This window comes from Streptomyces sp. NPDC111520 (assembly GCF_055635295.1).
The window spans coordinates 183,895-207,434 of record NZ_JBVKBW010000008.1; the positions used below are offsets into that span (position 1 = coordinate 183,895).

The 23,540-nt window shown below is 74.2% G+C and carries 19 protein-coding genes; 6 read left to right on the forward strand and 13 right to left on the reverse strand.

From position 1 onward, the window contains the following. Positions 1-103 precede the first annotated feature (103 nt). Positions 104-799 (reverse strand): translation initiation factor IF-3, encoded by a 696-nt coding sequence (infC, locus tag ACZ7MY_RS20825; protein ID WP_499603888.1) that lies wholly within the window; start codon positions 797-799, stop codon positions 104-106. A gap of 339 nt (positions 800-1,138) precedes the next feature. Between infC and ACZ7MY_RS20830 the strand changes: the two genes are divergently transcribed. After that, on the forward strand, positions 1,139-1,516 hold the full coding sequence (locus tag ACZ7MY_RS20830) for a DUF1844 domain-containing protein (protein WP_431960495.1): 378 nt from the start codon (positions 1,139-1,141) through the stop codon (positions 1,514-1,516). Positions 1,517-1,569: 53 nt separating this feature from the next. Here ACZ7MY_RS20830 and ACZ7MY_RS20835 read toward each other — a convergent pair whose 3' ends face one another. After that, positions 1,570-2,304, reverse strand: a complete 735-nt coding sequence (locus tag ACZ7MY_RS20835) for an SseB family protein (protein WP_499603498.1) — start codon at positions 2,302-2,304, stop codon at positions 1,570-1,572. 97 nt (positions 2,305-2,401) lie between these two features. Between ACZ7MY_RS20835 and ACZ7MY_RS20840 the strand changes: the two genes are divergently transcribed. Continuing rightward, positions 2,402-3,379: a serine hydrolase gene (locus tag ACZ7MY_RS20840; protein ID WP_499603500.1), complete on the forward strand. Its 978-nt coding sequence runs from the start codon at positions 2,402-2,404 to the stop codon at positions 3,377-3,379. Here ACZ7MY_RS20840 and mycP read toward each other — a convergent pair. Further along, positions 3,345-4,538 carry a type VII secretion-associated serine protease mycosin gene (mycP, locus tag ACZ7MY_RS20845; protein WP_499603502.1) on the reverse strand — a complete coding sequence of 398 codons (1,194 nt, stop codon included), beginning with the start codon at positions 4,536-4,538 and terminating at the stop codon, positions 3,345-3,347. The two genes, ACZ7MY_RS20840 and mycP, sit on opposite strands and share 35 nt — an antisense overlap. Then, entirely contained in the window at positions 4,535-5,758 is a 1,224-nt protein-coding gene (locus ACZ7MY_RS20850; protein ID WP_499603503.1) for a hypothetical protein, read from the reverse strand. Before ACZ7MY_RS20850 ends, mycP begins: the two co-directional genes overlap by 4 nt. Before the next feature lie 147 nt (positions 5,759-5,905). Here ACZ7MY_RS20850 and ACZ7MY_RS20855 point away from each other — a divergent pair, with 147 nt between their 5' ends. Continuing rightward, on the forward strand, positions 5,906-7,108 hold the full coding sequence (locus ACZ7MY_RS20855; RefSeq protein WP_499603506.1) for an amino acid deaminase/aldolase: 1,203 nt from the start codon (positions 5,906-5,908) through the stop codon (positions 7,106-7,108). 58 nt (positions 7,109-7,166) lie between these two features. Here the strand turns inward: ACZ7MY_RS20855 and ACZ7MY_RS20860 are convergent, their stop codons facing one another. The 4 genes from ACZ7MY_RS20860 to ACZ7MY_RS20875 are packed head-to-tail and all read right to left on the reverse strand — an operon-like array spanning position 7,167 to position 11,795. Next, on the reverse strand, positions 7,167-8,105 hold the full coding sequence (locus ACZ7MY_RS20860; RefSeq protein ID WP_499603890.1) for a DUF2510 domain-containing protein: 939 nt from the start codon (positions 8,103-8,105) through the stop codon (positions 7,167-7,169). Between the two features lie 53 nt (positions 8,106-8,158). Continuing rightward, positions 8,159-8,947 carry a 3-oxoacyl-ACP reductase gene (locus ACZ7MY_RS20865; RefSeq protein WP_089229012.1) on the reverse strand — a complete coding sequence of 263 codons (789 nt, stop codon included), beginning with the start codon at positions 8,945-8,947 and terminating at the stop codon, positions 8,159-8,161. 8 nt (positions 8,948-8,955) lie between these two features. Continuing rightward, the gene (locus ACZ7MY_RS20870) at positions 8,956-10,362 is read right to left on the reverse strand and encodes an aldehyde dehydrogenase family protein (protein WP_499603508.1); all 1,407 of its coding nucleotides are present in this window, start codon (positions 10,360-10,362) and stop codon (positions 8,956-8,958) included. An 8-nt stretch (positions 10,363-10,370) separates the two neighbouring features. Next, positions 10,371-11,795: a glutamine synthetase family protein gene (locus ACZ7MY_RS20875; RefSeq protein ID WP_499603510.1), complete on the reverse strand. Its 1,425-nt coding sequence runs from the start codon at positions 11,793-11,795 to the stop codon at positions 10,371-10,373. 104 nt (positions 11,796-11,899) lie between these two features. Between ACZ7MY_RS20875 and ACZ7MY_RS20880 the strand changes: the two genes are divergently transcribed. Beyond that, complete coding sequence (locus tag ACZ7MY_RS20880) at positions 11,900-12,622, forward strand: gamma-glutamyl-gamma-aminobutyrate hydrolase family protein (protein WP_499603512.1); 723 nt, start codon at positions 11,900-11,902, stop codon at positions 12,620-12,622. Here ACZ7MY_RS20880 and ACZ7MY_RS20885 read toward each other — a convergent pair. Continuing rightward, the gene (locus tag ACZ7MY_RS20885; RefSeq protein ID WP_499603513.1) at positions 12,606-13,058 is read right to left on the reverse strand and encodes a GNAT family N-acetyltransferase; all 453 of its coding nucleotides are present in this window, start codon (positions 13,056-13,058) and stop codon (positions 12,606-12,608) included. The genes ACZ7MY_RS20880 and ACZ7MY_RS20885 overlap by 17 nt on opposite strands. A gap of 953 nt (positions 13,059-14,011) precedes the next feature. Here ACZ7MY_RS20885 and ACZ7MY_RS20890 point away from each other — a divergent pair. Next, positions 14,012-17,107, forward strand: a complete 3,096-nt coding sequence (locus ACZ7MY_RS20890) for an alpha-L-rhamnosidase-related protein (RefSeq protein ID WP_499603515.1) — start codon at positions 14,012-14,014, stop codon at positions 17,105-17,107. A 78-nt stretch (positions 17,108-17,185) separates the two neighbouring features. Here ACZ7MY_RS20890 and ACZ7MY_RS20895 read toward each other — a convergent pair whose 3' ends face one another. The 3 genes from ACZ7MY_RS20895 to ACZ7MY_RS20905 all read right to left on the reverse strand — a co-directional run bounded on the left by ACZ7MY_RS20895 (position 17,186) and on the right by ACZ7MY_RS20905 (position 21,000). Then, entirely contained in the window at positions 17,186-17,962 is a 777-nt protein-coding gene (locus ACZ7MY_RS20895; protein ID WP_499603517.1) for a helical backbone metal receptor, read from the reverse strand. 106 nt (positions 17,963-18,068) lie between these two features. Then, positions 18,069-19,874, reverse strand: a complete 1,806-nt coding sequence (locus ACZ7MY_RS20900; RefSeq protein ID WP_499603519.1) for an ABC transporter permease/substrate binding protein — start codon at positions 19,872-19,874, stop codon at positions 18,069-18,071. Then, on the reverse strand, positions 19,867-21,000 hold the full coding sequence (locus ACZ7MY_RS20905; RefSeq protein WP_499603891.1) for a quaternary amine ABC transporter ATP-binding protein: 1,134 nt from the start codon (positions 20,998-21,000) through the stop codon (positions 19,867-19,869). Before ACZ7MY_RS20905 ends, ACZ7MY_RS20900 begins: the two co-directional genes overlap by 8 nt. A gap of 184 nt (positions 21,001-21,184) precedes the next feature. Here ACZ7MY_RS20905 and ACZ7MY_RS20910 point away from each other — a divergent pair, with 184 nt between their 5' ends. Next, positions 21,185-22,102 (forward strand): 5'-3' exonuclease, encoded by a 918-nt coding sequence (locus ACZ7MY_RS20910; RefSeq protein WP_499603893.1) that lies wholly within the window; start codon positions 21,185-21,187, stop codon positions 22,100-22,102. Here ACZ7MY_RS20910 and ACZ7MY_RS20915 read toward each other — a convergent pair. Further along, positions 22,071-23,429, reverse strand: coding sequence for a cytochrome P450 (locus ACZ7MY_RS20915; RefSeq protein WP_499603521.1), 1,359 nt, complete (start codon positions 23,427-23,429; stop codon positions 22,071-22,073). The genes ACZ7MY_RS20910 and ACZ7MY_RS20915 overlap by 32 nt on opposite strands. Positions 23,430-23,540: the final 111 nt, after the last annotated feature.

Here is a 23,540-nt window from a genome sequence, read left to right on the forward strand (position 1 = left end):
GTCGCTGGCCCTCCCGTCCGCCCGGGGGCGGACGGAGAGCGTCAGTCCTTCATTGCGTCACCCGGAGGGGAACTCCGGGTCCTGGCAACGCCGTCAGACGGCGTCAGCTGGCATCGGCGGGAGCGTCCTGCTCGTCGTGCTCGAGGTCGTCCCCGAGCTCGTGCTCCTGCTCCTGCTCGTCGGGGTCCTTCGGCAGGCGACCGGCCTTGCGGGCGGCCTGCGCCTCGCGGGCCTCGGCCATCGCCTCGGTCTTCTTCTTGTGCGGACCGAGAACCATGATCATGTTGCGGCCGTCCTGCTTCGGCGAGGACTCCACGAAGCCCAGGTCCTGGACGTCGTCGGCGAGCCGCTGCAGCAGTCGGAAGCCCAGCTCCGGGCGCGACTGCTCACGACCGCGGAACATGATCGTGATCTTGACCTTGTCGCCCTGCTTGAGGAACCGGACGACATGACCCTTCTTGGTGTCATAGTCGTGCGGATCGATCTTCGGCCGGAGCTTCATCTCCTTGATGACCGTGTGCGCCTGGTTCTTGCGCGCCTCACGGGCCTTCATGGCCGACTCGTACTTGAACTTGCCGTAGTCCATGAGCTTGCAGACCGGCGGGCGTGCGGTCGCCGCCACCTCGACCAGGTCGAGGTCGTACTCCTGCGCAAGCTCCAGTGCCTTGGCAAGCGGCACGATGCCGACCTGCTCGCCACTGGGACCGACGAGTCGCACCTCGGGGACGCGAATCCGGTCGTTGATGCGGGGCTCGGCGCTGATGGGGCCTCCTCGGTAGCACCACGCGACTGACTGGATCGACAGCCGCGCAACGTCTGAAACTTGGTCCGGCCCGTGAGGAGGCGTGAAAAAACGCCCCATACGGGTCACAGGCGGATGCTCCTCACAACCGGGAGCACCGCCGCGGAATTCCCGCGGGGCGCGTCGGGAGCCGCGTCCTCGTCCGGGGACACGGCACCTGACCGGTGACCCGCCGCCCTCGGAGGGGCCGGCAAGGTGGGAGATCGGAGCCTCCACTTGTGGGCTGGAGCGCTCCGTTTCCATGACGTCCACGGGGTGTCCAGCCGGTCGATCGTCAAGCATACCAGTGTCCGACCGCAGACCGTAATCGGACGACGTGGGCCTATCGTGTGATGCATGAGTGACGCCAGCCCCCAGCACGAGTCCCCTTCCGCGGACCGCCCCGACTTCGACACGCTGACCCGCGACATCGCGGACGTCCCGGCGGTCGAGGTGATCACCACGGTCGCGGTGCACCTGATGAGCGCGGCGGCGGTGAACCTCGGCCTCGCGGAGGACGGCGAGCGGCACAAGGACCTCGACGAGGCACGCAAGCTGATCACCGCGCTGGCCGGCCTGGTCACCGCCGGTGCGACCGAGATCGGCTCCTACCACGCCGCCCCGCTGCGGGACGGCCTGAAGTCGCTGCAGCTCGCCTTCCGGGAGGAGTCCGTCGTCCCCGACGCCCCGGGCGAGGGACCGGGCGAGAAGTTCACCGGTCCCGTCCACGGATAGGACCCCCGCGCCCGTTCGCGTGCTGACGGCGTCGCCCCGGTGGGGCGGCGCCGTCAGCGCGTGAAGAGCGGTTCGCCGGGGAGCCGGGTGTCGGCGGGGAGCAGCGCCAGTTCGATGCCGCGCACCAGTGCGCCGCGCAGCACCTCGTCCGCCGCGAGCGTCGCCGAGACGCGCTGTGCCACCTGGCGCACGTCGGCGTCCGCGTCCAGGACCAGCCCCAGCGTGCCGTCCGCGTCCGCGGAGGGCACGAGGTGCGCGCGGACGACTTCCGGTGCCGCCCCGGCCGCGGACCGCAGGGCCTCGCGGACCGCGGGGTCGGCCAGCGGGTCGGTACCCGCCCGCCCCGACGCGACGGCGCGCAGCGCGGCGCCGGTCAGCGCGTACGGCACGGGCCCGGCCATGTCGATCAGCAGCGTGCCGGCCTTCTCGTGCGCCAGCGCCTGCAGCGCCTGCCCCAGGGGCACGGCCACCGGCCGCGCGTCCGGCCGCCAGCGGGCGAGGGCCTCGGTGGAGGTGAACGCGGGGAGCGCCTTGCGGCCGTCGGCGGCCTGGATGGTGGGCACGGCCATGTCGCTGGTCTTCTCGCGGCGCAGTCCGTCCGGGCCCTCCTCGACCTCACCGAGCAGCGCCACCACCGGCACCAGGAAGCGCGCGCCCGGCAGCGCCGCCAGCACCTCGGGTTCGGCCGACGGGTCGGCGTCGTAGGCGGCGAGCGCCGCGGCGAGCCGGGGGTCGGCGCTGCCGTCGTCGTCGGAGAAGCCGGGGTCGGGGATGTTCTTGGGAGCCACCTCCCGAGGGTATCGGGGGTGCCGGGCGGCGACTTCTCACGCCCCCTTCATCCGCTTCTCACCGGCCGCGCAGTTTCCGTCCCTGGCTTCCCTGGGCATGGCATCCGAGAACCCCGCCGCACGGCCTCCCGGCCGTGCGGGCGTCCCCGGCCGTGTCCACCGTGCGCCGCGCGGCGTCGTGCGCGGTGCGGCCGCGACCGCGCTGCCGGCGTGCGCCGTGCTCGGCACGGTGACGTACGGGGCCGGGGCGCCGCCGCGCACGGCGGCGGTGACCCCGTTCGTGGCCGGCCAGGCGGCGCAGGCGGCGGTGGGAAGGGTGAGCGAGGAGCCCCGGGTGGTGTGGAGCGAGGTGCTGGCGACGGCGCTGCGGGACGTGTCCGGGGACCCCCGGGCGCGCTACTCGGTGGCGGTCCTGGACACCGCGACGGGCGCCAGGGCGGTGCACGGCGACGGGCCGTACGACACGGCGAGCATCGTCAAGGTCGACATCCTGGCGGCGCTGCTGCTCAGGGCCCGGGACGCGGGCCGGGAGCTGACGGCCCGGGAGGAGTCCCTGGCCGCGGTGATGATCGAGGAGAGTGACAACGCGGCGGCCAGTGTGCTGTGGCAGGCGATCGGCCTGGGCCCCGGGCTGGACGCCGCCAACCGCCGCCTCGGGCTCACCGCGACCACCGCCGGCAGCGGGCTCCTGTGGGGGCTGACCCGGACCACGGCCGCCGATCAGCTCACGCTGCTGCAGCGGGTGTTCGGCACCGGCGGCGCCCTCGACGAGGCGTCCCGTGCCTACGTGCGGCGGTTGATGGGCCGGGTGACGGCGGCGCAGGCCTGGGGCGTGCCCACCGCGGCCGACGACGGCTCCTACGAGGTCAAGAACGGCTGGCTGCAGCGGAGTACGACCGGGCTGTGGGTCGTCAACAGCATCGGGCGGGTCCGGGCGGACGGCCGGACGTACCTGGTCGCCGTGGTCTCCCGCGGCAGTACGACGCAGGCCGCGGGCATCACGCTGGTGGAGAGGGCCGCGCGGGCGGCGGTGGCCGCGTTCAGCCGCGCCGCCGGCCGTTCCGGGCGTTCGTGAGCCGGGGCCGCAGCCACAACAGCGCCGCCGCCCCGACCAGTCCGGTGCCGGCGACCGCGAAGGCCACGGCGATGCCGTCGCCCAGGGTGTCCCCGTCGGCGGCCGCGGTGGTCTTCGCCGCGTCGGGACCGGCGCCGAAGTACTTGCGCGTGGACGGGACGGCGCTCGGCACGGTCCCCTCGGGCTTCAGCTTCGCCGCCGCCTTCAGCGCGGCCGCGGGGTCCACCAGGCCGTGGCCCACGGCGTCGTCGCGGCCGCCGGCCGGGGTGCTCCGGGCGGTGTCCGCCAGCAGCCGCTTCACCTGCGCGGGGCTGAGCCGGGGGTAGGCGGCGCGGACGAGGGCGGCCGTCCCCGAGACGTACGCGGAGGCGGTGCTCGTGCCCCAGCCCTCGTAGTAGCGGCGGTTGGGGTCGGCGATCACGACGTCGACGCCGGGCGCGGCGACCGTCGCGTACCAGCGGCGCGTGGAGAAGGCGGCGCGGGAGCCGTAGCGGTCCACGGCGGCCACCGCGATGACGCCCGGGTAGGCCGCGGGGTAGGAGGCCCGGTTGCCCTGCTCGCCGCCGTTGCCGGCGGAGGCGACGACGACCACGCCCTTGCGCAGGGCGTACTGGATGGCGTCGTCCTCCTGCGCCTCGGGGTGGGCGGTGCGGCTGTCGTCGCCGAGGGAGAGGTTGATGACGTCGGCGCCGTGGTCGGCGGCCCAGCGGATGCCGTCGGCCAGGGCGCTGCCGCGGGTGGTGCGGGCCTTCTTCCGCTGCGGGTCCTTGTCCTCCAGGATCACCCGCACCGGCAGGATCCGGGCCTCGGGGGCGATGCCCAGCACGCCGTCGGAACCGCCGGGGCCGTGGCCGTGGCCGGCGATGATCCCGGCCATGCCGGTGCCGTGCCGGGCCCATGCGGCGTCCCCGCGGCGGGCCCCGAAGCCGACCATGTCCTTGCCCTCCAGGACCTGCCCCGACAGGTCCGGGTGGGTGGCGTCCACGCCCGTGTCGAGGACGGCGACGGTGACGCCCTCGCCCTTCGTCCGCTGCCAGGCCTCCTGTGCGTGGAGGGCGTCCAGCGCCCAGTCCGCGTCGCGCACGGCGTCGGCGTGGGCCGGGACGACGGGCAGCAGGGCGAGGGCCGCGGCGGCCGCGGCGGTGGCCACGCGCCTCATCCGGAACCTCCCGTCGGGGTGGCGGTCAGCGAGCGCGCGGCGGCGCGGGCCCGGCTTTCGACGGCGTCGGCCAGCGCGTCCGCATCGTGACCGAGCCCGGCCTGGGCGGGCGCGGCCGTGGCGCCCGCGGTGACGGCCGAGGCGGCGGGCTGCGGGACGGCGACCTCGCGGCCGTCGGCGAAGCCGCTCACCGCGTACACGACGACGGGCAGGTCGGCGGCGACGCCGACCGTCCAGCTGGCGCGCTGGCGGTCGCCGAAGCCGTCCGAGACGGTGCCCGGGAACGCCACCGGACGGGGCATCAGATCCCCGCGCGAGCCGAGGCGTTCGGTGGTCCAGCGGTCGTGCAGCTTACGCATCGCGGGGGCGTCGGCCTTGGTGACGAGCAGGCCGACGGTGGTCACGGCGCTGGACGTGGCGTCGGCGTAGGTGGCGCGCAGGAGCTTCACACAGCCGGCCGGGGCCAGCACCTTCGCCAGCAGCGGGTCGAAGGCCTCCCGGCAGTCGCCGGCCGGTGCCACGCCGACCCGCGTCCAGGTGCGTTCGGCGCCTCCCGGGCCGAGCCCCTTGCCGTGCAGGGTGGGCGGGAAGAGCGTGTCGACGGGCGTGCTGTGCCACAGGCCGCGGGCGAGGGCGAAGTCGCGCCTGCCGGCCTCCGCCGCCGTGGGCGTGGGGGCGGCCGGTTCGTGGTTGATCCACACGCCGGCCCCAGCGCCGCCGAGGAGGCCGAGGCCCAGCACCAGGCACAGGGCGGCGGCGGCCGTGCGGGGCCGCGCCTGGGCGGCGTGCGAGGGGGTGTGCGGCGGCCGGGGCGGGTACGGCGGCGGCGCGGAGTGCGGTACGGGCGAGGTCCAGGCCGCGGCCGGGGGGTGCGCGGGCGCGGGCGGGACACCGGGAACGGCGGCGGCCGGCGGGGGCGGCACGGGCCCGGCCGGGTAGGCGACGCCGACGGGGCCCCGTTCGCCCGCGGGACGCGGGTACGGCGCCGCCGGCGCGGGGACGGTGCCGTACAGCTCCGGGGGCAGCCCGCCCTCCGGCTCGCCGCCGGCGGCGGGGCCCGCGGCGGCCCAGGGCGCGGCCGCGCGGCCGGGGGCGGCGCCGGCGGACCGGTGGGCGGGCGCGGAGGTGTGCGGGACGGGGGCGTGGGGCGGCGGTATCGGGCGCGGTGGGGACCAGCTCGGCCGGGGGGTCGCTCCCCCGCTGTCGAAACCGGCGCTCACCCGGTGCCCCCTCACGGCCGCACGGCGGACGGCCCGTTCACGCGATGGACTGCGGCGTCACTCTACTGGGCGCGGCGACCTCACGACGCGTCAGTACGGATCACTTGCCCCTACCGCTCGGTAGGGGCATTCTGGCAAGCTTCGCGCATGTCTGATCGCGGAGCAGCCCGCGCCCGGTACGACCGGGCCACCGCCCACCTCGACGCGCCGGTGGCGATCGTGGACCTGGAGGCGTTCGACGCCAACGCGGACGACCTGGTCCGCAGGGCGGGCGGCAAGCCGGTCCGGGTGGCGTCCAAGTCGGTCCGCTGCCGTGCGCTCCTGGAGCGCGTGCTGGAGCGGGACGGCTTCGAGGGGATCATGTCGTTCACCCTCGCCGAGTCGCTGTGGCTGGCGCGCTCGGGCTTCGACGACGTCCTGCTGGCGTACCCGTCGGCGGATCGTTCCGGCTACGCGGAGCTGGCCGCGGACCCGAAACTGGCGGCCGCGGTGACCGTCATGGTCGACGACGTGGCGCAGCTCGACCTCGTCGACTCCTCGCGCGCGGGCGGCTCCGAGATCGTCCGGGTCTGCCTGGAGCTGGACACCTCGCTGAGGATGCTGGGGGGCCGGCTGCGCATCGGGGCGCTGCGCTCCCCGCTCCACCAGCCGGAGCAGATGGCGGCGCTGGCCCGCGAGGTGTCCCGGCGACCCGGCTTCCGGCTGGTGGGGATCATGGCGTACGAGGGGCACGTGGCCGGCGTCGGCGACGCGATCGACGGCCGGCCGCTGCGCTCGCGCGCGGTGCGGCTGATGCAGGCGACGGCGCGCCGGGAGCTGGCGGCGCGGCGCGCGGAGGTCGTGCGGGCGGTGCGGGAGGTGGCGCCCGGGCTGGAGTTCGTCAACGGCGGCGGCACGGGCAGCGTGCAGAGCACGGCCGCCGAGGACGCGGTGACGGAGATCGCCGCCGGGTCGGGCCTGTACGTGCCGCGGCTCTTCGACAACTACACCTCCTTCCGGGGACGTCCGGCGGCGCTGTTCGCGCAGCCCGTGGTGCGGCGCCCCGGGGTGGGCGTCGTCACCGTCCTCGGCGGCGGCTACCCGGCCTCCGGCGCGGCGGGCCGGGACCGGCTGCCCGTCCCCTACCTGCCGGAGGGGCTGCGCTACGACGCCCAGGAGGGCCCGGGCGAGGTGCAGACGCCGCTGATCGGGTCGGCCGCTGACGACCTGCTGATCGGCGACAAGGTGTGGTTCCGGCACGCCAAGGCGGGCGAACTGTGCGAGCGCTTCGACACACTGCAACTGGTCGAGGGCGACCGGGTGGTGCGGAGCGTGCCGACCTACCGCGGCGAAGGCAAAACGTTCCTGTGACGCGCGGACGCCCCGGCCGGACGGACCGGACCGGGGCGCCCGTGGGCGGGGAGCGCGGTCACACGCCGGTGCCGCCGCCGGAGCCCGCGGCCTTGATGCCCTCGGTGATGTCGTCCATCACGTCGGGACCGGGCGCCTTGGGGTTGATGTCGAAGCCGTAGCGGACCAGGACGAGCCTGTCCGGGTCCGCCGGCGAGGGGAACACCAGCGACTGGACGTAGCCGTCGTCGCCCCGCTGGGTGACGACCTTCCAGCGCACCAGGTAGCCCTGCTCGCCCGCGACGCTGACCTTCTTCGACAGCAGCTGCGTGTGCGAGGTGATGTCGCCGTAGATCTTGCCGCCGTAGGCGCCCTCGGCGTTGCCGGCGATGTCCTCCTTGGCCGCGGCCTCGGCGGTGGTGGACTTCAGCTTCACCGACGCGGCAGGCATCGAGAAGACACCGCCGCGCAGGCAGTTGCTCGAGGGGTCGCCGGGGCAGGCGTACGCGCCAACGGTGAGCTCCGCGAGCCCGTACCGGCTGGTGGCGCCCTTCCAGCCGTCGGGCACGGGCAGGCTGATGCCGTCGACGAGGTCGAGGGCGAAGCCGGGTTCGCTCTTGGGCACGTCCGGCAGGCCGCCGTCGCCGGGGCCCCCGCCGTCCGGGCCCGCGTCCTCGCCCTCCCGGTCCGGCCCGGGGGCCGTGACGGAGGGGGCGGGGCGGGCCGAGTCCGTGCTGCCGCCGCTGCTCCTGCCCAGGGCGACGACGCCTCCGACCACCGCGCCGGCCACCACCACCGCGGCCACCACCGCGATGGCTATCAGGCCGCCGCGCCGCTTGCGGGGGGCCGGGGGGAACGCGCCGGGGTACTGCGGGAGGCCCGGCGCCCCGGCGCCGAACGCCGGGGGCTGGGCGGTGCGGGTGTACTCGGTCCACTCGGTCCCGTCCCACCAGCGCTCCAGGGCGGGCCCGTTGCCAGTCTGCCCGGGTTCTGGGTACCAGCCGGGCGGGGTCGTCATCGTCACGGCGTCACCCTAAGGCCCCGACCTTAAGATTCCCGTCAGACCACCGGTCACAGAGGGGTCACGTACGCCCCCGCGATCCCTCCGTCGACCAGGAACTCCGCGCCCGTGATGAAGGACGCGTCGTCGCTGGCGAGGAAGGCCACTGCGGCGGCGATCTCCTCCGCCTCCGCGAAGCGGCCCACCGGGATGTGCACCAGGCGGCGCGCGGCGCGCTCGGGATCCTTGGCGAACAGCTCCCGCAGCAGCGGGGTGTTCACCGGCCCGGGGCACAGCGCGTTGACGCGGATGCCCTCCCGGGCGAACTGCACGCCCAGCTCGCGGGACATCGCCAGCACGCCGCCCTTGGACGCGGTGTACGAGATCTGCGAGGTCGCCGCGCCCATGACGGCGACGAAGCTCGCGGTGTTGATGATCGAGCCCTTGCCCTGGCGCTGCATGTAGGGCAGCGCGGCCTTGCAGCACAGGTAGACCGACGTGAGGTTGACCTCCTGGACGCGCCGCCAGGCGTCGATGCCGGTGGTGAGGATCGAGTCGTCGTCCGGGGGCGAGATGCCCGCGTTGTTGAAGGCGACGTCGACCGAGCCGTAGGTGTCGTACGCCGCCTTGAACAGCGCCTCGACCTGCCCGGCGTCGGTGACGTCTGCCTCGACGAACAGCCCGCCGGTCTCCTCGGCGGCCGCCTTGCCCGCGGCCTCGTCGATGTCGGCGCACACCACGTTCGCGCCCTCGGAGGCGAGCCGGCGGGCCGAGGCGAGCCCGATGCCGCTGCCGGCGCCGGTGACCACCGCCGTCCGGCCCACCAGGCGGCGGCACACCACTGCTTCTGCTTGCGTCATTGCCGGGATCACTCCTCCGTGCTGATGAAGACGTTCTTGGTCTCGGTGAAGGCGGCCAGCGCGTCCGGGCCGAGCTCGCGCCCGAGCCCGGACTGCTTGAAGCCGCCGAACGGTGTCCAGTAGCGCACCGAGCTGTGGGAGTTGACCGACAGGTTGCCGGCGGCGGTGCCCCGGGCCAGCCGCAGGGCGCGGCCGACGTCCCGGGTCCAGATCGAGCCCGACAGTCCGTAGGGGGTGGCGTTGGCAAGGCGCAGTGCGTCCGCCTCGTCCTCGAAGGGCAGGACGACGGCGACCGGGCCGAAGACCTCCTCCACCGCGACGCGCTCGGCCGGGTCGGCGGGGGTCAGCACGGTCGGCGGGTACCAGAAGCCCTTGCCCTCGGGGGCCGTGCCGCGGATCGCGACGGGCGCGTCCGGCGCCACGTAGGCGCGGACCCGCTCCCGCTGCACGGCGGAGACGAGCGGGCCCATGTCGGTCGCGGGGTCGGCGGGGTCGCCGACCCCGACGGCCAGGACGGCGGGCTCCAGCAGTTCCATGAAGCGCTCGTAGACCTGGCGCTGGACCAGCACGCGGGTGCGGGCGCAGCAGTCCTGCCCGGCGTTGTCGAGGAAGGCCATGGGGGCCGTCGCGGCAGCCTTCTCCAGGTCCGCGTCGGCGAAGACGATGTTGGGCGACTTGCCGCCGAGCTCCAGGGTGACCCGCTTGAGCGTGCCCGCGCACGTGGCCATGATCTGCTTGCCGACGCGGGTCGACCCGGTGAAGACGATCTTCGCGACGCCCGGGTGCTCGACCAGGGCCGCCCCCGCGACGGGGCCCTCGCCCGGCAGCACCTGGAAGAGGTGCTCGGGCAGGCCCGCCTCCAGCGCCAGGTCCGCCAGGCGCAGCGCGGTCAGCGGCGTGGTCTCGGCGGGCTTGAGGATCACCGCGTTGCCCGCCGCGAGCGCCGGGGCGGTCCCCCAGGCGGCGATGGGCATGGGGAAGTTCCAGGGCGCGATGACGCCGACGACCCCGAGCGGTTCCAGGAAGGTGACGTCGATCCCGCCGGGCACCGGGATCTGCCGGCCGCTGAGCCGTTCGACCCCGCCCGCCGCGTAGTCGAGCAGGTCGCGGACGTTGCCGGCCTCCCAGCGGGCGTTCCCGACGGTGTGCCCCGCCTCGCGGACCTCCAGGGCGGCCAGTTCCTCGGCGTGGGCGTCCACGGCGGACGCGAAACGGCGCAGCAGCCGCGCCCGGTCGGCCGGGGCCAGGGCCGCCCAGGCCGTCTGGGCGCGGGCCGCGCGGGTGACGGCCGCGTCCACGTCCTCCCGGCCCGCGGCGGGGACGGTGGCGATCACCTCCTCGGTGGCCGGGTTGAGCACGTCCAGCGTTTCGAGCGGTTCGGGTGCTTCGAGCGGTTCGGGGGGTGCTTCGGGCACTCGCTGCCTCACATGCGTTCGAAGGAGCGGTAGCGCTCCCAGTCGGTCACGGCGGTGTCGTACGCGTCCTGCTCGACGCGGGCCATGTTCAGGTAGTGCTCGACGACCTCGTCGCCGAAGGCCGCGCGGGCGATCGGGCTGGCCTCCCACAGCTCGGCGGCCTCGCGCAGCGTGGCCGGCACGTGTGCCACGCCGTCGCTGACGTAGGCGTTGCCCGTGACGGGCTCGGGGAGGGGGAGCTTCTGCTCGACGCCGTGCAGGCCGGCGGCGATCATCCCGGCGACGGCGAGGTAGGGGTTCACGTCGCCGCCCGGGACACGGTTCTCCAGGCGCAGCGCGGAGGGGCTGTGGCCGACGACGCGCAGCGCGCAGGTGCGGTTGTCCGGGCCCCAGGCGACGGCGGTCGGCGCGAAGGAGCCGGGCCGGAAGCGCTTGTAGGAATTGATGTTGGGCGCGTACAGCAGCGAGAAGTCGCGCAGCGCGGCGAGCTGCCCCGCCAGGAAGTGCCGCATCGTCTCCGACATGCCGCCCGGCTCGCCGCCGGGGCCGCCGTGGGCTCCGCCGCCGGGTCCGCCGCCCGCCCCGTCGTCCGCGAAGACCGGCTGCCCGTCCTCGTCGCGGAGCGAGAGGTGGATGTGGCAGGAGTTGCCCTCGCGGTGGTCGTACTTCGCCATGAACGTCAGGGCGTATCCCTCCTGCGCGGCGATCGACTTGGCGCCGGTCTTGTACACGCTGTGCTGGTCGCAGGTGACCAGGGCCTCGTCGTAGCGGAAGGCGATCTCGTGCTGGCCGAGGTTGCACTCGCCCTTGGCGGACTCCACGCGCATCCCCGCGGCGCCCATCTCGTTGCGGATGCGGCGCAGCAGCGGCTCCACGCGGCCGGTGCCGAGCAGGGAGTAGTCGACGTTGTACTGGTTGGCGGGGGTCAGGTCGCGGTAGCCGTTCGTCCAGGCCTGCTCGTAGGTGTCCTTGAAGACGATGAACTCCAGCTCGGTACCCGCGTACGCCGACCAGCCGCGCTCCGCGAGCCGCTCGGTCTGGCGGCGCAGGATCTGCCGGGGCGAGGGGGCGACCGGCGTGGACCCGTGGTCCAGCAGCCGCAGGTCGGCGATGACGAGCGCGGTGGCGGCGTCCCAGGGGGTGACCCGCAGGGTGCGGAGGTCGGGGTGCATCGCGAAGTCGCCGTAGCCCCGCTCCCAGGAGGACAGGGCGTAGCCGTCCACGGTGTTCATGTCGGCGTCGACGGCGAGCAGGTAGTTGCAGCCCTCGGTGCCGTGCTCCAGGACGTCGTCGAGGAAGTGCCGGGCGGCGAAGCGCTTGCCCTGGAGGCGCCCCTGCATGTCGGTGAAGGCGACGACCACCGTGTCGATCTCGCCGGAGTCGACGTGTCGTCGCAGGTCGTCGGTGCTGAGCGGGGCTGTTCGGTGCACCACGGGTGATCACCTCTCCTACCGTCCGACAGGTGATCCAAAAGTACGGGCCCGGGGCCCAGTTGGGTACGGTGCAAGAAGAAATCCGCGCGTCGCAGGAGGCTCCCGTGGCCCGTCCGCTGATCGGTGTCAGCACCTACTGGGTCGACTCGGCCCGCTTCGGCGGCTGGGACCTGCCCGCCGCCCTGCTCCCCGCCGGGTACCCGCTGCTCGTCCGGCGTTCCGGCGGCCTCGCCGCGCTGCTCCCGCCGGACGACCCCGGCCACGCCGCGGAAGCCGTGGCCCGGCTGGACGGGCTGGTGGTCTCCGGCGGCCCGGACGTCGAGCCCTCCCGGTACGGTGCCGAGCGCGACCCGCGCACGGACCCGCCCGCGCGGGAGCGCGACGCCTGGGAACTGGCACTCATCGACGCCGCCCTCACCGCCGGGGTGCCCCTGCTGGGCATCTGCCGGGGCATGCAGCTGCTCAACGTCGCCCTCGGCGGGACGCTCGTGCAGCACGTCGACGGGCACCGCGGCCCCCGGGTGGGCGTCTTCGGCGGCCACACCGTCAAACCGGTCCCCGGCACGCGCTACGCGGACGCGGTGCCGGAGGCGATGACGGTGCCCACGTACCACCACCAGGCGGTGGACGCCCCCGGCCGCGGGCTGGTGGTCGCCGCCCACGCGGAGGACGGCACGCCGGAGGCCGTGGAGCTGCCGGGCGACCACTTCGTGCTGGGGGTGCAGTGGCACCCCGAGATGGACGCGGACGAGCGGGTGATGCGGGCGCTGGTCGCTGCCGCGGCGGTCAGGGCTGCGGGCGGGGCAGCGGTCAGAGCTGACGTTTGAAGCCGACGTGCGAGGCGGTGAAGCCGAGGCGCTCGTAGAAGCGGTGCGCGTCGGTGCGGGCCCGGTCCGAGGTGAGCTGCACCAGCGTGCACCCCAGCCGGCGGGACTCCTCGACCGCCCACTCGATCATCAGGGTCCCCAGGCCGTCCCCGCGGGCGTCGCGGTGCACCCGTACGGCCTCGATGACGGAGCGCGTCGTGCCGCGCCGTGACAGCCCCGGTATCACCGAGAGCTGCAGCACGCCGGCGAGGGTGCCGTTCCGCTCCGCGACGACCAGGTGCTGGCCGGGGTCGGCGATGACGCGTTCGTACGCCGCGTAGTACGGCTCCAGGTCGTCCGGGGTCTCGCGGTTCCGGCCGAGGCCGTCGTCGGCGAACATCGCGACGACGGCGGGGATGTCGGGGCGGGTGAGGGGGCGGATGTGGAGGTCGCTCATGCGTGCAGCGTATGTGTGCCCGGGGTGTGTGCGGCGCCGGTGGTTGTGTGCGGGTTGTTTGCGCCTGCGGCGGGCTGTCTCCCACCCTCCCGCCCTCCCCCAGCCTTCGGCCGGGGGGACCCCCATCCGGCGCGATCGGTGCGGGCCTCGCACGTCGTTGTGGGGTCGGCGCCGCGCCGGCGCACTCCCCCAGCCTTCGGCAAGGGGGAGCACCCCGACACACCCCCTCCCGCTGTATGGGCGCACAATGGCCGGTTGGGGGTCAGTGAGGCAACCTGGGTGACCCCGAACCGCTCACTGACCCCACGGGGCCCCACGGGTCCAGCCCGCATCATTCGGCACCGGGTCCGCAGCTCGCTTCCCCGGCCTTCTGACAGGGGGAGCGCCCCGCCACGCCCCTCCCTGTTGTGCGGGCGCAGGGTGTCCAGTTGGGGATGCGTCGGACAGGTGCGGTGCCCCGGGCTGCCTCGTGACCACCCACCGGCCGTTGGCCGCCGTCGATACGGAGGGGGTGGGGTCGTAGGGGTGGGCGTTCTGGACGCTGACGTGTATTTGATGTGCGGCACAGACGGCACCGACGAGTGCTCCCCGCCATGCACATAAATATGCGGTACAGAATGCCCACCCCGGAGGCCCCGCCCCCGGCCCACCCATGCACAGCCGCGCAGGCCCGCACCAACCATGCCGGATGGGGGTCCCCCCGGCCGAAGGCTGGGGGAGGGCGGGGGGGCGGGCGGACGCCCGCCGCAGGCGCAACGGACCGGCACACAACAACCGGGCAGCACAGCGCAGCGCAACCGCAACGGACCCGCACACAACCACCGGGCGCAACCACACGCCGGCACATTGACAGTGGCCCGGAGGGCTCCCTAGGCTCGCCGTTCACAGTATTGAAACGTATCAATAACTTACGCACGCGGATTGAAACGTTTAAACCTCGCCGAAAGGTGCCCATGAAACGGCGTCCGCCCCTCCCCCGTCCCCTCCCCCGCCGCCTCGCCCTGCTCGCCCTCTCCCTGGGCCTGACCCTCGCCGCGGCCACCCCCCAAGCCTTCGCCGACCACGCGCGGGCCCCCCGCAACCACGCCCCCGGCGCCCCCACCGGCCTGACGGTGGACGACCGGACCGACCCGCTCGCCCTCGACGGCGCACCACGCTTCGGCTGGCTGCCCCGTGACGCCGACTCGGACGAGGTCCAGACCGCCTACCAGGTCGTCGTGCGCACCCCCGCCGGCCGCACCGTCTGGGACAGCGGCAAGGTCCGCGGTTCCGAGCAGTCCTGGGTGCCGTACGGCGGGCACGCGCTCGCGCCCGGGACCGTGTACCAGTGGAAGGTGCGGACCTGGGACCGGGCCGGCGAGGCCTCCCCCTACTCGGCCGGCGCCTCCTTCGGCACGGGCCTGACGGACCAGGACTGGTCCGGCGCCCAGTGGATCCGCCGTCCCGCGACGGGCAACGACGCGAGCAACGAGTGGACGGCGGCCCGCAAGGTCGTACGGGTGTCCGCGGGCAGCCCCGTGGTCGGCGCCCGGGTGTACGTCGCGGCCTCCGGCGACTGGCAGGTCGACGTCGACGGCAGGACCATGCAGCGCAGTTCGTCCTACGAGTACGCCGGCGAGGGCTTCTACGACGTCGCCGCCCTCAAGGGCGTCAAGGCGGGCCGGGACCTGGCCGTGGGCGTGCTGACGCACTACTGGTCCTGCAAGTGCCAGGGCCGGGCCAACGGCCCGAACGCCCCCGAGGGCCCCTCCGGCCTGCTGGTCAAGGTCGTGGTGGAGCACGCGGACGGCACCCGTGACGTCGCGGTCTCCGACGGCAGTTGGAAGGTCCACCGCTACGAGCCGCAGCGGGTCGACACCCTGACCTACCGCAACGGCGACGCCGGCGACCGCGTGGAGTACTACGACGCCACCGCCGAGCCGACCGGCTGGAACACGTCCGGCTACGACGACTCCGCCTGGGCCCCCGCGACCGTCGTCGGCGCCCACCCGCGGCCGAACCCGGACAACTGCGCGCCCTACGAAGGCGCTTCGTCCCCGTGCGCCTTCACCCACCTGTCGGCGCTGCAGGCGCACCTCACGCAGGAGACCGTCCACCCGGTCTCGCTGCTGCACCTGCCCGACGGCACCGTCCTGGCCGACTTCGGGAAGGTGTACGCCGCGGTGCCCTCGGTACGGCTGCGTTCCGGCACCGCCGGCCGGCAGTTGACGTTCACCACGAGCTACCGCCGCAGCAACTCCACGCTGACCGCAGCCGTGCGCGCCGGGGAGACCTCCGTGACGCTGGCGAACACGGCGAACGTCCACGCGGGCGACGAGATCGTGGTCGACGCCCCCGCCACCGGGTACGGCGCCGGGCGTCCCGAGACGCGCACCGTCGAGGCCGTGGACGGCACGGCGGTGACCCTGGACCGTCCCCTGCGCGAGGACCACGCCGCCGCGAGCTGGGTGGAGAACTCCCGCGCGGGGACGTCGGGCCTGGACACCCAGGGCAGCAACATGCGCTTCTTCTACACCGAGAAGGACGGCCCGCAGACCGCCCGGGCCTTCACCTACTGGGGCTGGCGCTACCTGCAGATCAGCGATCCGGGCGAGAAGCTGACCGCGCGCGACGTCAGCGCCGTCGTCCAGAACACCGACGCGGCGCACCCCGCCACGTTCCGCAGCAGTGACAACACCCTGGACCAGGTCTTCTCCCTGATGCAGCGTTCGGCGCTGCAGTCCGCGCAGAACGTCTTCCTGGACACGCCGACCCGGGAGAAGGGCCAGTTCCTCGGCGACACCGTCGACGAGTCCTTCGCGACGATGGCCGCGTCGGGCGAGCGCAGCCTGACCCGCCAAGCCATCGTGTCCTTCATGAACTCCCAGGCGCGCTACTGGCCGAACGGCGCCCTGAACTCCGTCTACCCCAACGGCGACGCCAAGCGGGACATCCCCGACTACACCGAGATGTTCCCCGAGTGGGTGATGCGCTACTACCGCACGACGGGCGACCGTGAGCTGCTCGCCCGGGCCCTGCCCGTGATGCGCAACGTCGCCGACTACGTCTCCGCAGCGGTGGACGACCGCGGCCTGGTCGCCGACCTGCCCGGCGGCAGCGGCGCCTACCTGCACGGCATCATCGACTGGCCCTCGCCGATGCGGTACGGCTATGTCACCGACGGCAACGTGAACCGCACCGTCGTCAACGCGCTCGGCGTCGGCGCGATGCGCTCGGTCGCCGAGGCCGCCGACGCGCTCGGCGACCACGCCACCCGGGACGTCTACGCCGGCCGCGCGGACGAGCTGACGGCGGCGATGCGCGAGCGCCTGCGGGACGGCACCGGGCTCTGGTCGGACGGGCTGTCCGCGGACGGCGCCCTGATCGCGCACCGCGGCGAGCACGCGCAGAGCTTCCCGGTCGCCTACGGCGTCGCGGAGCCCGCCGAGTACGCCGCGCTGGGCGCGGAACTGTCCCGGCAGGGGATGCGGCAGGGGCCGATGACGCTGCGGACCCTGCTGGAGGCGCTGCGGGTGACCGACCGGCCGGACACGCTGGTGCGGATCCTCACCGATCCCTCCGCGGACGGGCCGGCGCAGGTCCTCGCCGAGGGCGGCACCTTCCTGTGGGAGCAGTGGACACCGGGCTGCGCGAGCAGTGACTGCGCGCCCGGCCAGGTGTCGCAGAGCAGCAGCGAGAGCATGTCGCACGGCTGGGGCGGCGCCGGTGTCGTCGGGGTGCTGGAGGGGGTCCTCGGGCTCACCGTGACCAGCCCGGGCGGCGCGTCGGTGCGGATCGCCCCGGCGGACGCGGGCGTGAGCCACGCCTCGGGCAGCCAGTGGACGGAGCGCGGCACCGTCGGCGTCGACTGGCGGCGGAACCGGCACGGGGTGGACACGACGGTCGAGGTGCCGGTCAACGTGACGGCGACGGTCGCGCTGCCGGTGGTGGCCGGCGGCCACTACTCGGTTGCCGGCAGCGACGCCACGTACCTGGGCGTCGAGGACGGGCGGGCCGTCTACCGGGTCGGTTCCGGCCGGACCGTCTTCAAGGCCGCGTCGCACGGCTGACCCGGCCCGCTCCCCGGCGTACGCGGTGGCTCCGGCCCCGCGTACGCCGGGGTGCGTCCGCGGTGGGGGCCGTCCGGCTCAGCCGCCGCGCCGGGCGGGGGCGGGGCCTGCGGGGGCCGGTGGGGCGAGGGCGGCGGCGAGCACGGCCGGCGCCTCGGCGAGGGAAGGGCCGTACCAGGTGAGGTGACGGCCGCTGACCAGGGCCGCGGGTATGTCCGGAAAGGCCTCGGGGCCGTCGTCCGCGGTGAAGCGGTACGGCTCGTCCGGGAGCACGACGAGGTCCGCGCCGCTCCCGGTGAGGTCGTCGACGGGCACCCGCGGGTACCGCTCCTGGTGGCCGCCGTAGACGTTCTCGACGCCCAGCCTGGCCAGCAGGTCGCCGGCGAAGGTGTCCCGGCCGAGCACCATCCAGGGGCGGCGCCAGACGGGGACGAACGCCGTGCGCGGGTGGGCGACGGGCGGCAGCGACGCCCAGGTCTTCTCCGCCGCGTCGAGCCAGGCCGGGCGCGGCAGCCCGCAGGCCTCGACGACCACGCGGTGCAGCTCCCGGAAGGCCTGCGGCAGGCTGCGCACCTCCGTGACCAGCACCGTCAGCCCGGCCGTGCGCAGCGCCGCGAGGTCGGGCGCGCGGTTCTCCTCCTCGTTGGCGATGACCAGGTCGGGAGCGAGCCGGACGATCTCCGCGATGTCGGGGTTCTTCGTGCCCCGGACCCGTGTGACGCGCAGGTCGGCCGGCTGGTTGCACCAGTCGGTGGCGCCCACGAGGAGGGCGGGCGCCGTGGTCGCCACCGCCTCGGTGAGCGAGGGGACGAGGGAGACCACACGCCGTGCGGGTCCGGAGTCGCGACGGGTCATGTCTCCACCGTATCCATCCCCGCCGGGCGGGGAGGGCCGGACGGCGTGGCTCCGGCACCAGGGAGGGGAAGTGCCGTGCGCCGCGCCGTCCGGGGCGGGGGGCCGGTCAGCCGACCGGGGCGAGCCGGTCCGCAAGGCCCGGGTGGGCGTCGAGCCAGTCGCGGACGCCGTCCTGCTCACGGCCCTGGCCGGCCTTGTGCACGGCGCCTTCCAGCCCGGTCAGTTCCTCCTCGCTCAGCTGGAAGTCCCGCAGCCACTTCGCGACCTTCGGCTCGTCGCCGGCGAAGCCGTCGCGGGCGAGGGTGTGGATGCCGTCGCCCTTGCCCCAGGCGCCGAGCGGGTCCTTCAGCTTCTTCAGGCCGTGCTCGTCGTAGGCCCAGTGCGGGGACCACAGGGTGACGACGACGGGCTCCTTCGCCTTGATGGAGCGGTCGAGCTGGGCGAGCATGCTCGCCGTCGAACCGGTGGTGACCTGGTACTCGCCCTCCAGGCCGTACTTCTCCAGGACGGTGTCGTTGAGCATCTTCATCATCCCGGCGCCGGGCTCGATGCCGATGATCCGGCCGCCGAACCGCTCGCCCTTGCCCTTGAGGTCGGCCAGCGAGTCGATGCCCTTGACGTAGGAGGGCACCGTCAGTTCGAGCGAGGTGGGGCCGTACCAGGAGCCGTAGTCGTCCAGCTCGTTCTTGTACTTCTCCCAGTACGACCGGTGCGTGACGGGCAGCCAGGAGTCGGTCTCGAAGTCGACCCGCCCCGCGGACATGCCGGTGTAGAGGGCGCCGACGTCGTACTGGGTGACCTTCGGCCGGTAGCCGCGCCGTTCCAGCAGTTCCTTCCACAGGTAGGTGGAGGCGACGCCCTCGTCCCAGGGGATGTAGCCGATGTCGACCTGGCGGCCCTTGCCGACGTCGTCGGCCTCGGGGACGGCGGTGCCCTCGTCGCCGCCGGCGAGGACGCCCGTCCCGCCCGCGACCAGGGCGAGGGCGACGATGCCGACGACGGCGACGGAGGTCTGCGGGCGGTACTTCCACAGCTGCAGACCGCGCGGGGAGGCCGCGGCGGCCGCGGCCACGGCGCGCCGGCCGAGCGGGGAGACGCGGGTGCCGAGGGCGCCCGTGACGCGGTCGAGGTACATGGCGAGGATGACCACGGACAGGCCCGCCTCGAAGCCGAGGCCGATGTCGACCTGGCTGATGGCGGTGAAGACGGAGGCGCCGAGACCGCCGCCGCCGACCATGCCGGAGATGACCACCATGGACAGCGCCAGCATGATCACCTGGTTGACGCCCGCCATGATCGTGGGCAGCGCGAGGGGCAGCTGCACCCGCAGCAGGGTGCTGCGCGGGGCGGTGCCGAAGGCTTCCGCGGCCTCGACGAGCTCCTCGTCGACCTGCCGGATGCCGAGCTCGGTCATGCGCACGCCCGGCGGCAGGGAGAAGACGATGGTGGCGATGATGCCGGGCACCTGACCGACGCCGAAGAAGAAGATGCCGGGGATCAGGTAGACGAAGGCGGGCATCGTCTGCATGAAGTCCAGCACCGGGCGCAGGGCCGCGGAGACGGTGCGGTTGCGCGCCGACCAGATGCCGAGCGGCACGGCGAGCACGATGGTGATCACGGTGGCGACCAGCACCAGGGACAGGGTGTCCATGGCCTCGTCCCACTGCTGCACGGAGACGACGAGGGCCAGGCCCGCGAAGGCGAGCACGCCCGCGGTCAGTCCGCGCAGCCACAGCGCGACGATCGCGAGCATGCCGGCGAGCAGCAGCGGGGCGGGGGCCTGGAGCACGGCGTCCAGGCCGTCGTACATGCCGGAGACGACGGCGCTGATGACGTCGAAGAGCGGACCGAAGTGGTCGCGCAGGTAGGTGACGGCGCTGTCGGTCCAGTCGCCGAGCGGCAGCCTAGGCACGCGCCGCCTCCTTCCGCGGCCCGCCCGGCACCCTGGGCGCGGCTCCCTTCGCGGGCGAGGGGCCGGCGGCCCGGACCGGTTCGTCGGTGCAGGGCGTCACCGGGCCGTCGTGGTCGCCGAGGGCGGCCAGCAGCCGGTCCTTGGCGATCACGCCGACCACGTCGCCGGCCTCGTCGCGGACGGCCACGGGGTGCGGGACGCGCGCGCTGACCGGCAGGACGTCGGCGAGCGGGGTGCGCGGGGTGACCGTCTCGCAGCGGCACTCGCCCGCGTCGGGGCGGTGCGGCGGCCGCATGACGGTGCCGGCGGTCAGCACGCGGGAGCGGTCGACGTCGTGCACGAAGGAGCTGACGTAGTCGTCGGCGGGGCGCAGCAGGATGTCCTCGGGGGTGCCGATCTGGACGATGCGCCCGTCGCGCATGACGGCGACGCGGTCGCCCAGGCGCATGGCCTCGTTGAGGTCGTGGGTGATGAAGACGATGGTCTTCTTCAGGCCGCGCTGGAGCTCGAGCAGCTGGTCCTGCATGTCGCGGCGGATCAGCGGGTCCAGGGCGCTGAAGGACTCGTCCATGAGGAGCACGTCGGCGTCGGTGGCGAGCGCGCGGGCCAGGCCCACGCGCTGCTGCATGCCGCCGGACAGCTCGTCGGGCCAGGAGTCGCCCCAGCCGGACAGCCCGGTGAGTTCCAGGGCGCGCGCGGCGCGCTCCTCGCGTTCCCTGCGGCCGACGCCCTGCACCTCCAGGCCGTACGCGGCGTTCTGGAGCACGCTGCGGTGCGGGAAGAGCGCGAAGTGCTGGAAGACCATGCTGATGCCGTGCGAGCGCACCCGGCGCAGTTCGCGGGGGCTGAGTGCGGTGAGGTCCCGGCCGTCGAAGAGCACCCGTCCCGCGGTGGGCGGATTGAGTCCGTTGAGCGTGCGCAGCAGGGTGGACTTGCCCGATCCGGACAGGCCCATGACGACGAAGATCTCGCCCTCGCGGACGTCGAAGCTCGCGTCGATCACCGCGGCCGTCGTACCGCTCCCGCGCAGTTCGTCGCGTCCGGCACCGGCCTCCAGACGGCGCACGCCGTCCTCGGGGTCGGCACCGAACACCTTGTACAGATGCTCTGCCTGCAGCCTGTACACATACACCTCACGTGTCGTAGGGAGGACGACCGGCTGCCCCCGCGCGCTGGTCGTGGAGCGCTCCTGTCCCGCTCCGGGACGGCGGCTGCCCCGAGGCAAGCGGAGCAAACCGTTCCGTGACGGAGGTCACGGCGGCCGGGGTGTCGGCGGCGTGCGGCATCATCGGCATGTGACTCGACGCCTGATGCTCCTGGACACCGCCAGCCTCTACTTCCGCGCCTACTTCGGCGTGCCCGACTCGGTGCGCGCCCCGGACGGCACGCCGGTCAACGCCGTGCGCGGGCTGCTGGACTTCATCGCCCGCCTGGTCTCCGACCACTCCCCCGACGACCTGGTGGCCTGCATGGACGCGGACTGGCGGCCGCAGTGGCGGGTGGACCTGATCCCCTCGTACAAGGCGCACCGCGTGGCCGAGGAGGTGCCCGGCGGCTCGGACGTCGAGGAGGTCCCGGACACCCTCTCGCCCCAGGTCCCGGTGATCGAGGCGGTGCTGGACGCGCTGGGCATCGCCCGGGTGGGCGTCGCGGGGTACGAGGCGGACGACGTCATCGGCACCCTGACGGGACTGGCGCCGGGCCCGGTGGACATCGTCACGGGCGACCGCGACCTGTTCCAGCTGGTGGACGACGCCCGCGGGGTGCGGGTGCTGTACCCGGTCAAGGGCGTGGGCGCGCTCGACGCGGTGGACGAGGCCTGGCTGCGCGCCAAGTACGGTACGGACGGCCCCGGTTACGCGACCCTGGCGCTGCTGCGCGGCGACCCGAGCGACGGCCTGCCGGGCGTGCCGGGCATCGGCGAGAAGACGGCGGCCAAGCTGCTGGAGGCGTACGGCGACCTGGCCGGGATCATGGCCGCGGCCCACGACCCCGCCTCGAAGGTCACCCCGGCGCAGCGCAAGCGCCTCCTGGAGGCCCGGGAGTACGTGGCGGTCGCGCCCGAGGTGGTGCGGGTCGCCTCGGACGTGCCGCTGCCGGAGTTCACCCCGGAGCTGCCGCGCGAGCCGCGCCGTCCCGAGGAGCTGGCCGCGCTGGCCGAACGCTGGGGGCTGGGCGGCTCGCTGCAGCGGCTGCTCAGCGTGCTGGGGCCGGAACGGGCCGGGTGACGGCGAGCACGTCGCGGTCGGGCTGGAGGGTGAGTCCGACGGCCGGCCCGATCTCCTCGTCGCCGGTGTCCAGGTGGAAGCGGCTGCCGAGGGTGGCCAGCACGATCACGGCCTCGACCATCGCGAAGCGCGCCCCGAGGCACGCCCGGGTGCCCCCGCCGAAGGGGAACCAGGTGTGGTCGGTGATCGTGTCGGGTGCGCCCTCCAGCCAGCGCTCGGGGCGGAACTCCTCGGGCCGCGGCCACCAGCGCGGGTCGCGGTGGGTGGCCCAGGGGCTGATCCAGACCTGGGTGCCGGCCGGTACGGGCTCGCCGCCCAGGGTGGCGCCCTCCTCGGCGACGGCCAGGTTGAGCCAGACCGTGGGACGTACGCGCAGGGTCTCCTTCACCACGGCCTCGGTCCAGCGCAGTTCCGCGTAGTCGTCGAAGCCGGGGGTGCGGCCGCCGAGCACCCGGTGCAGTTCCCCGGTGAGTGCCTCGCGCGCGTCGGGGTTGCGGGACAGCAGGTGCCAGGCCCAGGTGAGGGTGGTGGCGGTGGTCTCGTGGCCGGCGTTGTAGAGGGTGACGGTCTCGTCCCGGATCTCCCTGTCGGTGAGCGGGACGCCCTCCTCGTCGACGGCGGCGAGCAACCGGCCGAGCAGGTCGTCGCGTTCACCGCCGGTCTCGCGGCGTGCGGCGACGATCCGGCCCACCTCGGCGTCGAGGGTGTCGACGGCGGCCTTGAAGCGGATCCGGCCCGGGGTGCGGAACCAGTCGGGCAGCATCGCGCCCAGTCCGCGGAACTCGGCGCCCATCTGCCGCTGCGCGACGTCCATGCAGCGGCCGATGACCTCCTCGCGGGCGGCGGCGTCGGTGCCGAACACGGTCCGTACGGCGATGCGCTGGGTCAGGCCGGTCATCTCGCGGCGGACGTCGATCCGTTCGCCCCCGTCCCAGCGGTCGGCGAGCTCCCGCGCGCAGTCGGCCATGGTCCGCGCGTACGCCCGCACCTGCCGGGGGCGTACCGAGGGCTGGACGAGGGAGCGCTTGCGGCGCCAGTCGGCGCCCTTGGCGACGACGACGCCCTCGCCCATCAGGTAGCGGAAGGACCAGCCGAGGTCGGGCAGGGAGACGGTGGACTCGCGGGCCGACAGCAGTTCCCCGATGAGTGCGGGATCATTGAGGAAGCGCGCGGGGGTGCGGCCCATGGCCCAGGTGACCTGCCCGGCCCCGCACTCGCGGAGCGCGGTGAAGAAGGTGAGCGGGTCCTTGGCGAACTGCGGGAGGTTGCCCAGCAGTGGCAGTCCGCGCGGTCCTGCGGTGATCGCGGTGGCGGTGTCGGAACGCATGCGCGCGGGCCTCCCGGGTAGCGTCTGATCGCGTCCGTCCCATCAAAATCTCAGGACGACGGATCGGAACCGCTGTTCCAAGATCTCGTGATCTTTCCGAGACCGGGCTGC

What these genes read in the sequence shown, in the direction of transcription:
- ACZ7MY_RS20915 (WP_499603521.1), bottom strand. Translation starts at nt 23,429, where the DNA reads ATGCGTTCCGACACCGCCACCGCGATCACCGCAGGACCGCGCGGACTG.
- ACZ7MY_RS20910 (WP_499603893.1), top strand. Translation starts at nt 21,185, where the DNA reads ATGCTCCTGGACACCGCCAGCCTCTACTTCCGCGCCTACTTCGGCGTG.
- ACZ7MY_RS20865 (WP_089229012.1), bottom strand. Translation starts at nt 8,947, where the DNA reads ATGACGCAAGCAGAAGCAGTGGTGTGCCGCCGCCTGGTGGGCCGGACG.
- mycP (WP_499603502.1), bottom strand. Translation starts at nt 4,538, where the DNA reads ATGAGGCGCGTGGCCACCGCCGCGGCCGCCGCGGCCCTCGCCCTGCTG.
- ACZ7MY_RS20860 (WP_499603890.1), bottom strand. Translation starts at nt 8,105, where the DNA reads ATGACGACCCCGCCCGGCTGGTACCCAGAACCCGGGCAGACTGGCAAC.
- ACZ7MY_RS20840 (WP_499603500.1), top strand. Translation starts at nt 2,402, where the DNA reads ATGGCATCCGAGAACCCCGCCGCACGGCCTCCCGGCCGTGCGGGCGTC.
- ACZ7MY_RS20895 (WP_499603517.1), bottom strand. Translation starts at nt 17,962, where the DNA reads ATGACCCGTCGCGACTCCGGACCCGCACGGCGTGTGGTCTCCCTCGTC.
- ACZ7MY_RS20855 (WP_499603506.1), top strand. Translation starts at nt 5,906, where the DNA reads ATGTCTGATCGCGGAGCAGCCCGCGCCCGGTACGACCGGGCCACCGCC.
- ACZ7MY_RS20885 (WP_499603513.1), bottom strand. Translation starts at nt 13,058, where the DNA reads ATGAGCGACCTCCACATCCGCCCCCTCACCCGCCCCGACATCCCCGCC.
- ACZ7MY_RS20890 (WP_499603515.1), top strand. Translation starts at nt 14,012, where the DNA reads ATGAAACGGCGTCCGCCCCTCCCCCGTCCCCTCCCCCGCCGCCTCGCC.
- ACZ7MY_RS20830 (WP_431960495.1), top strand. Translation starts at nt 1,139, where the DNA reads ATGAGTGACGCCAGCCCCCAGCACGAGTCCCCTTCCGCGGACCGCCCC.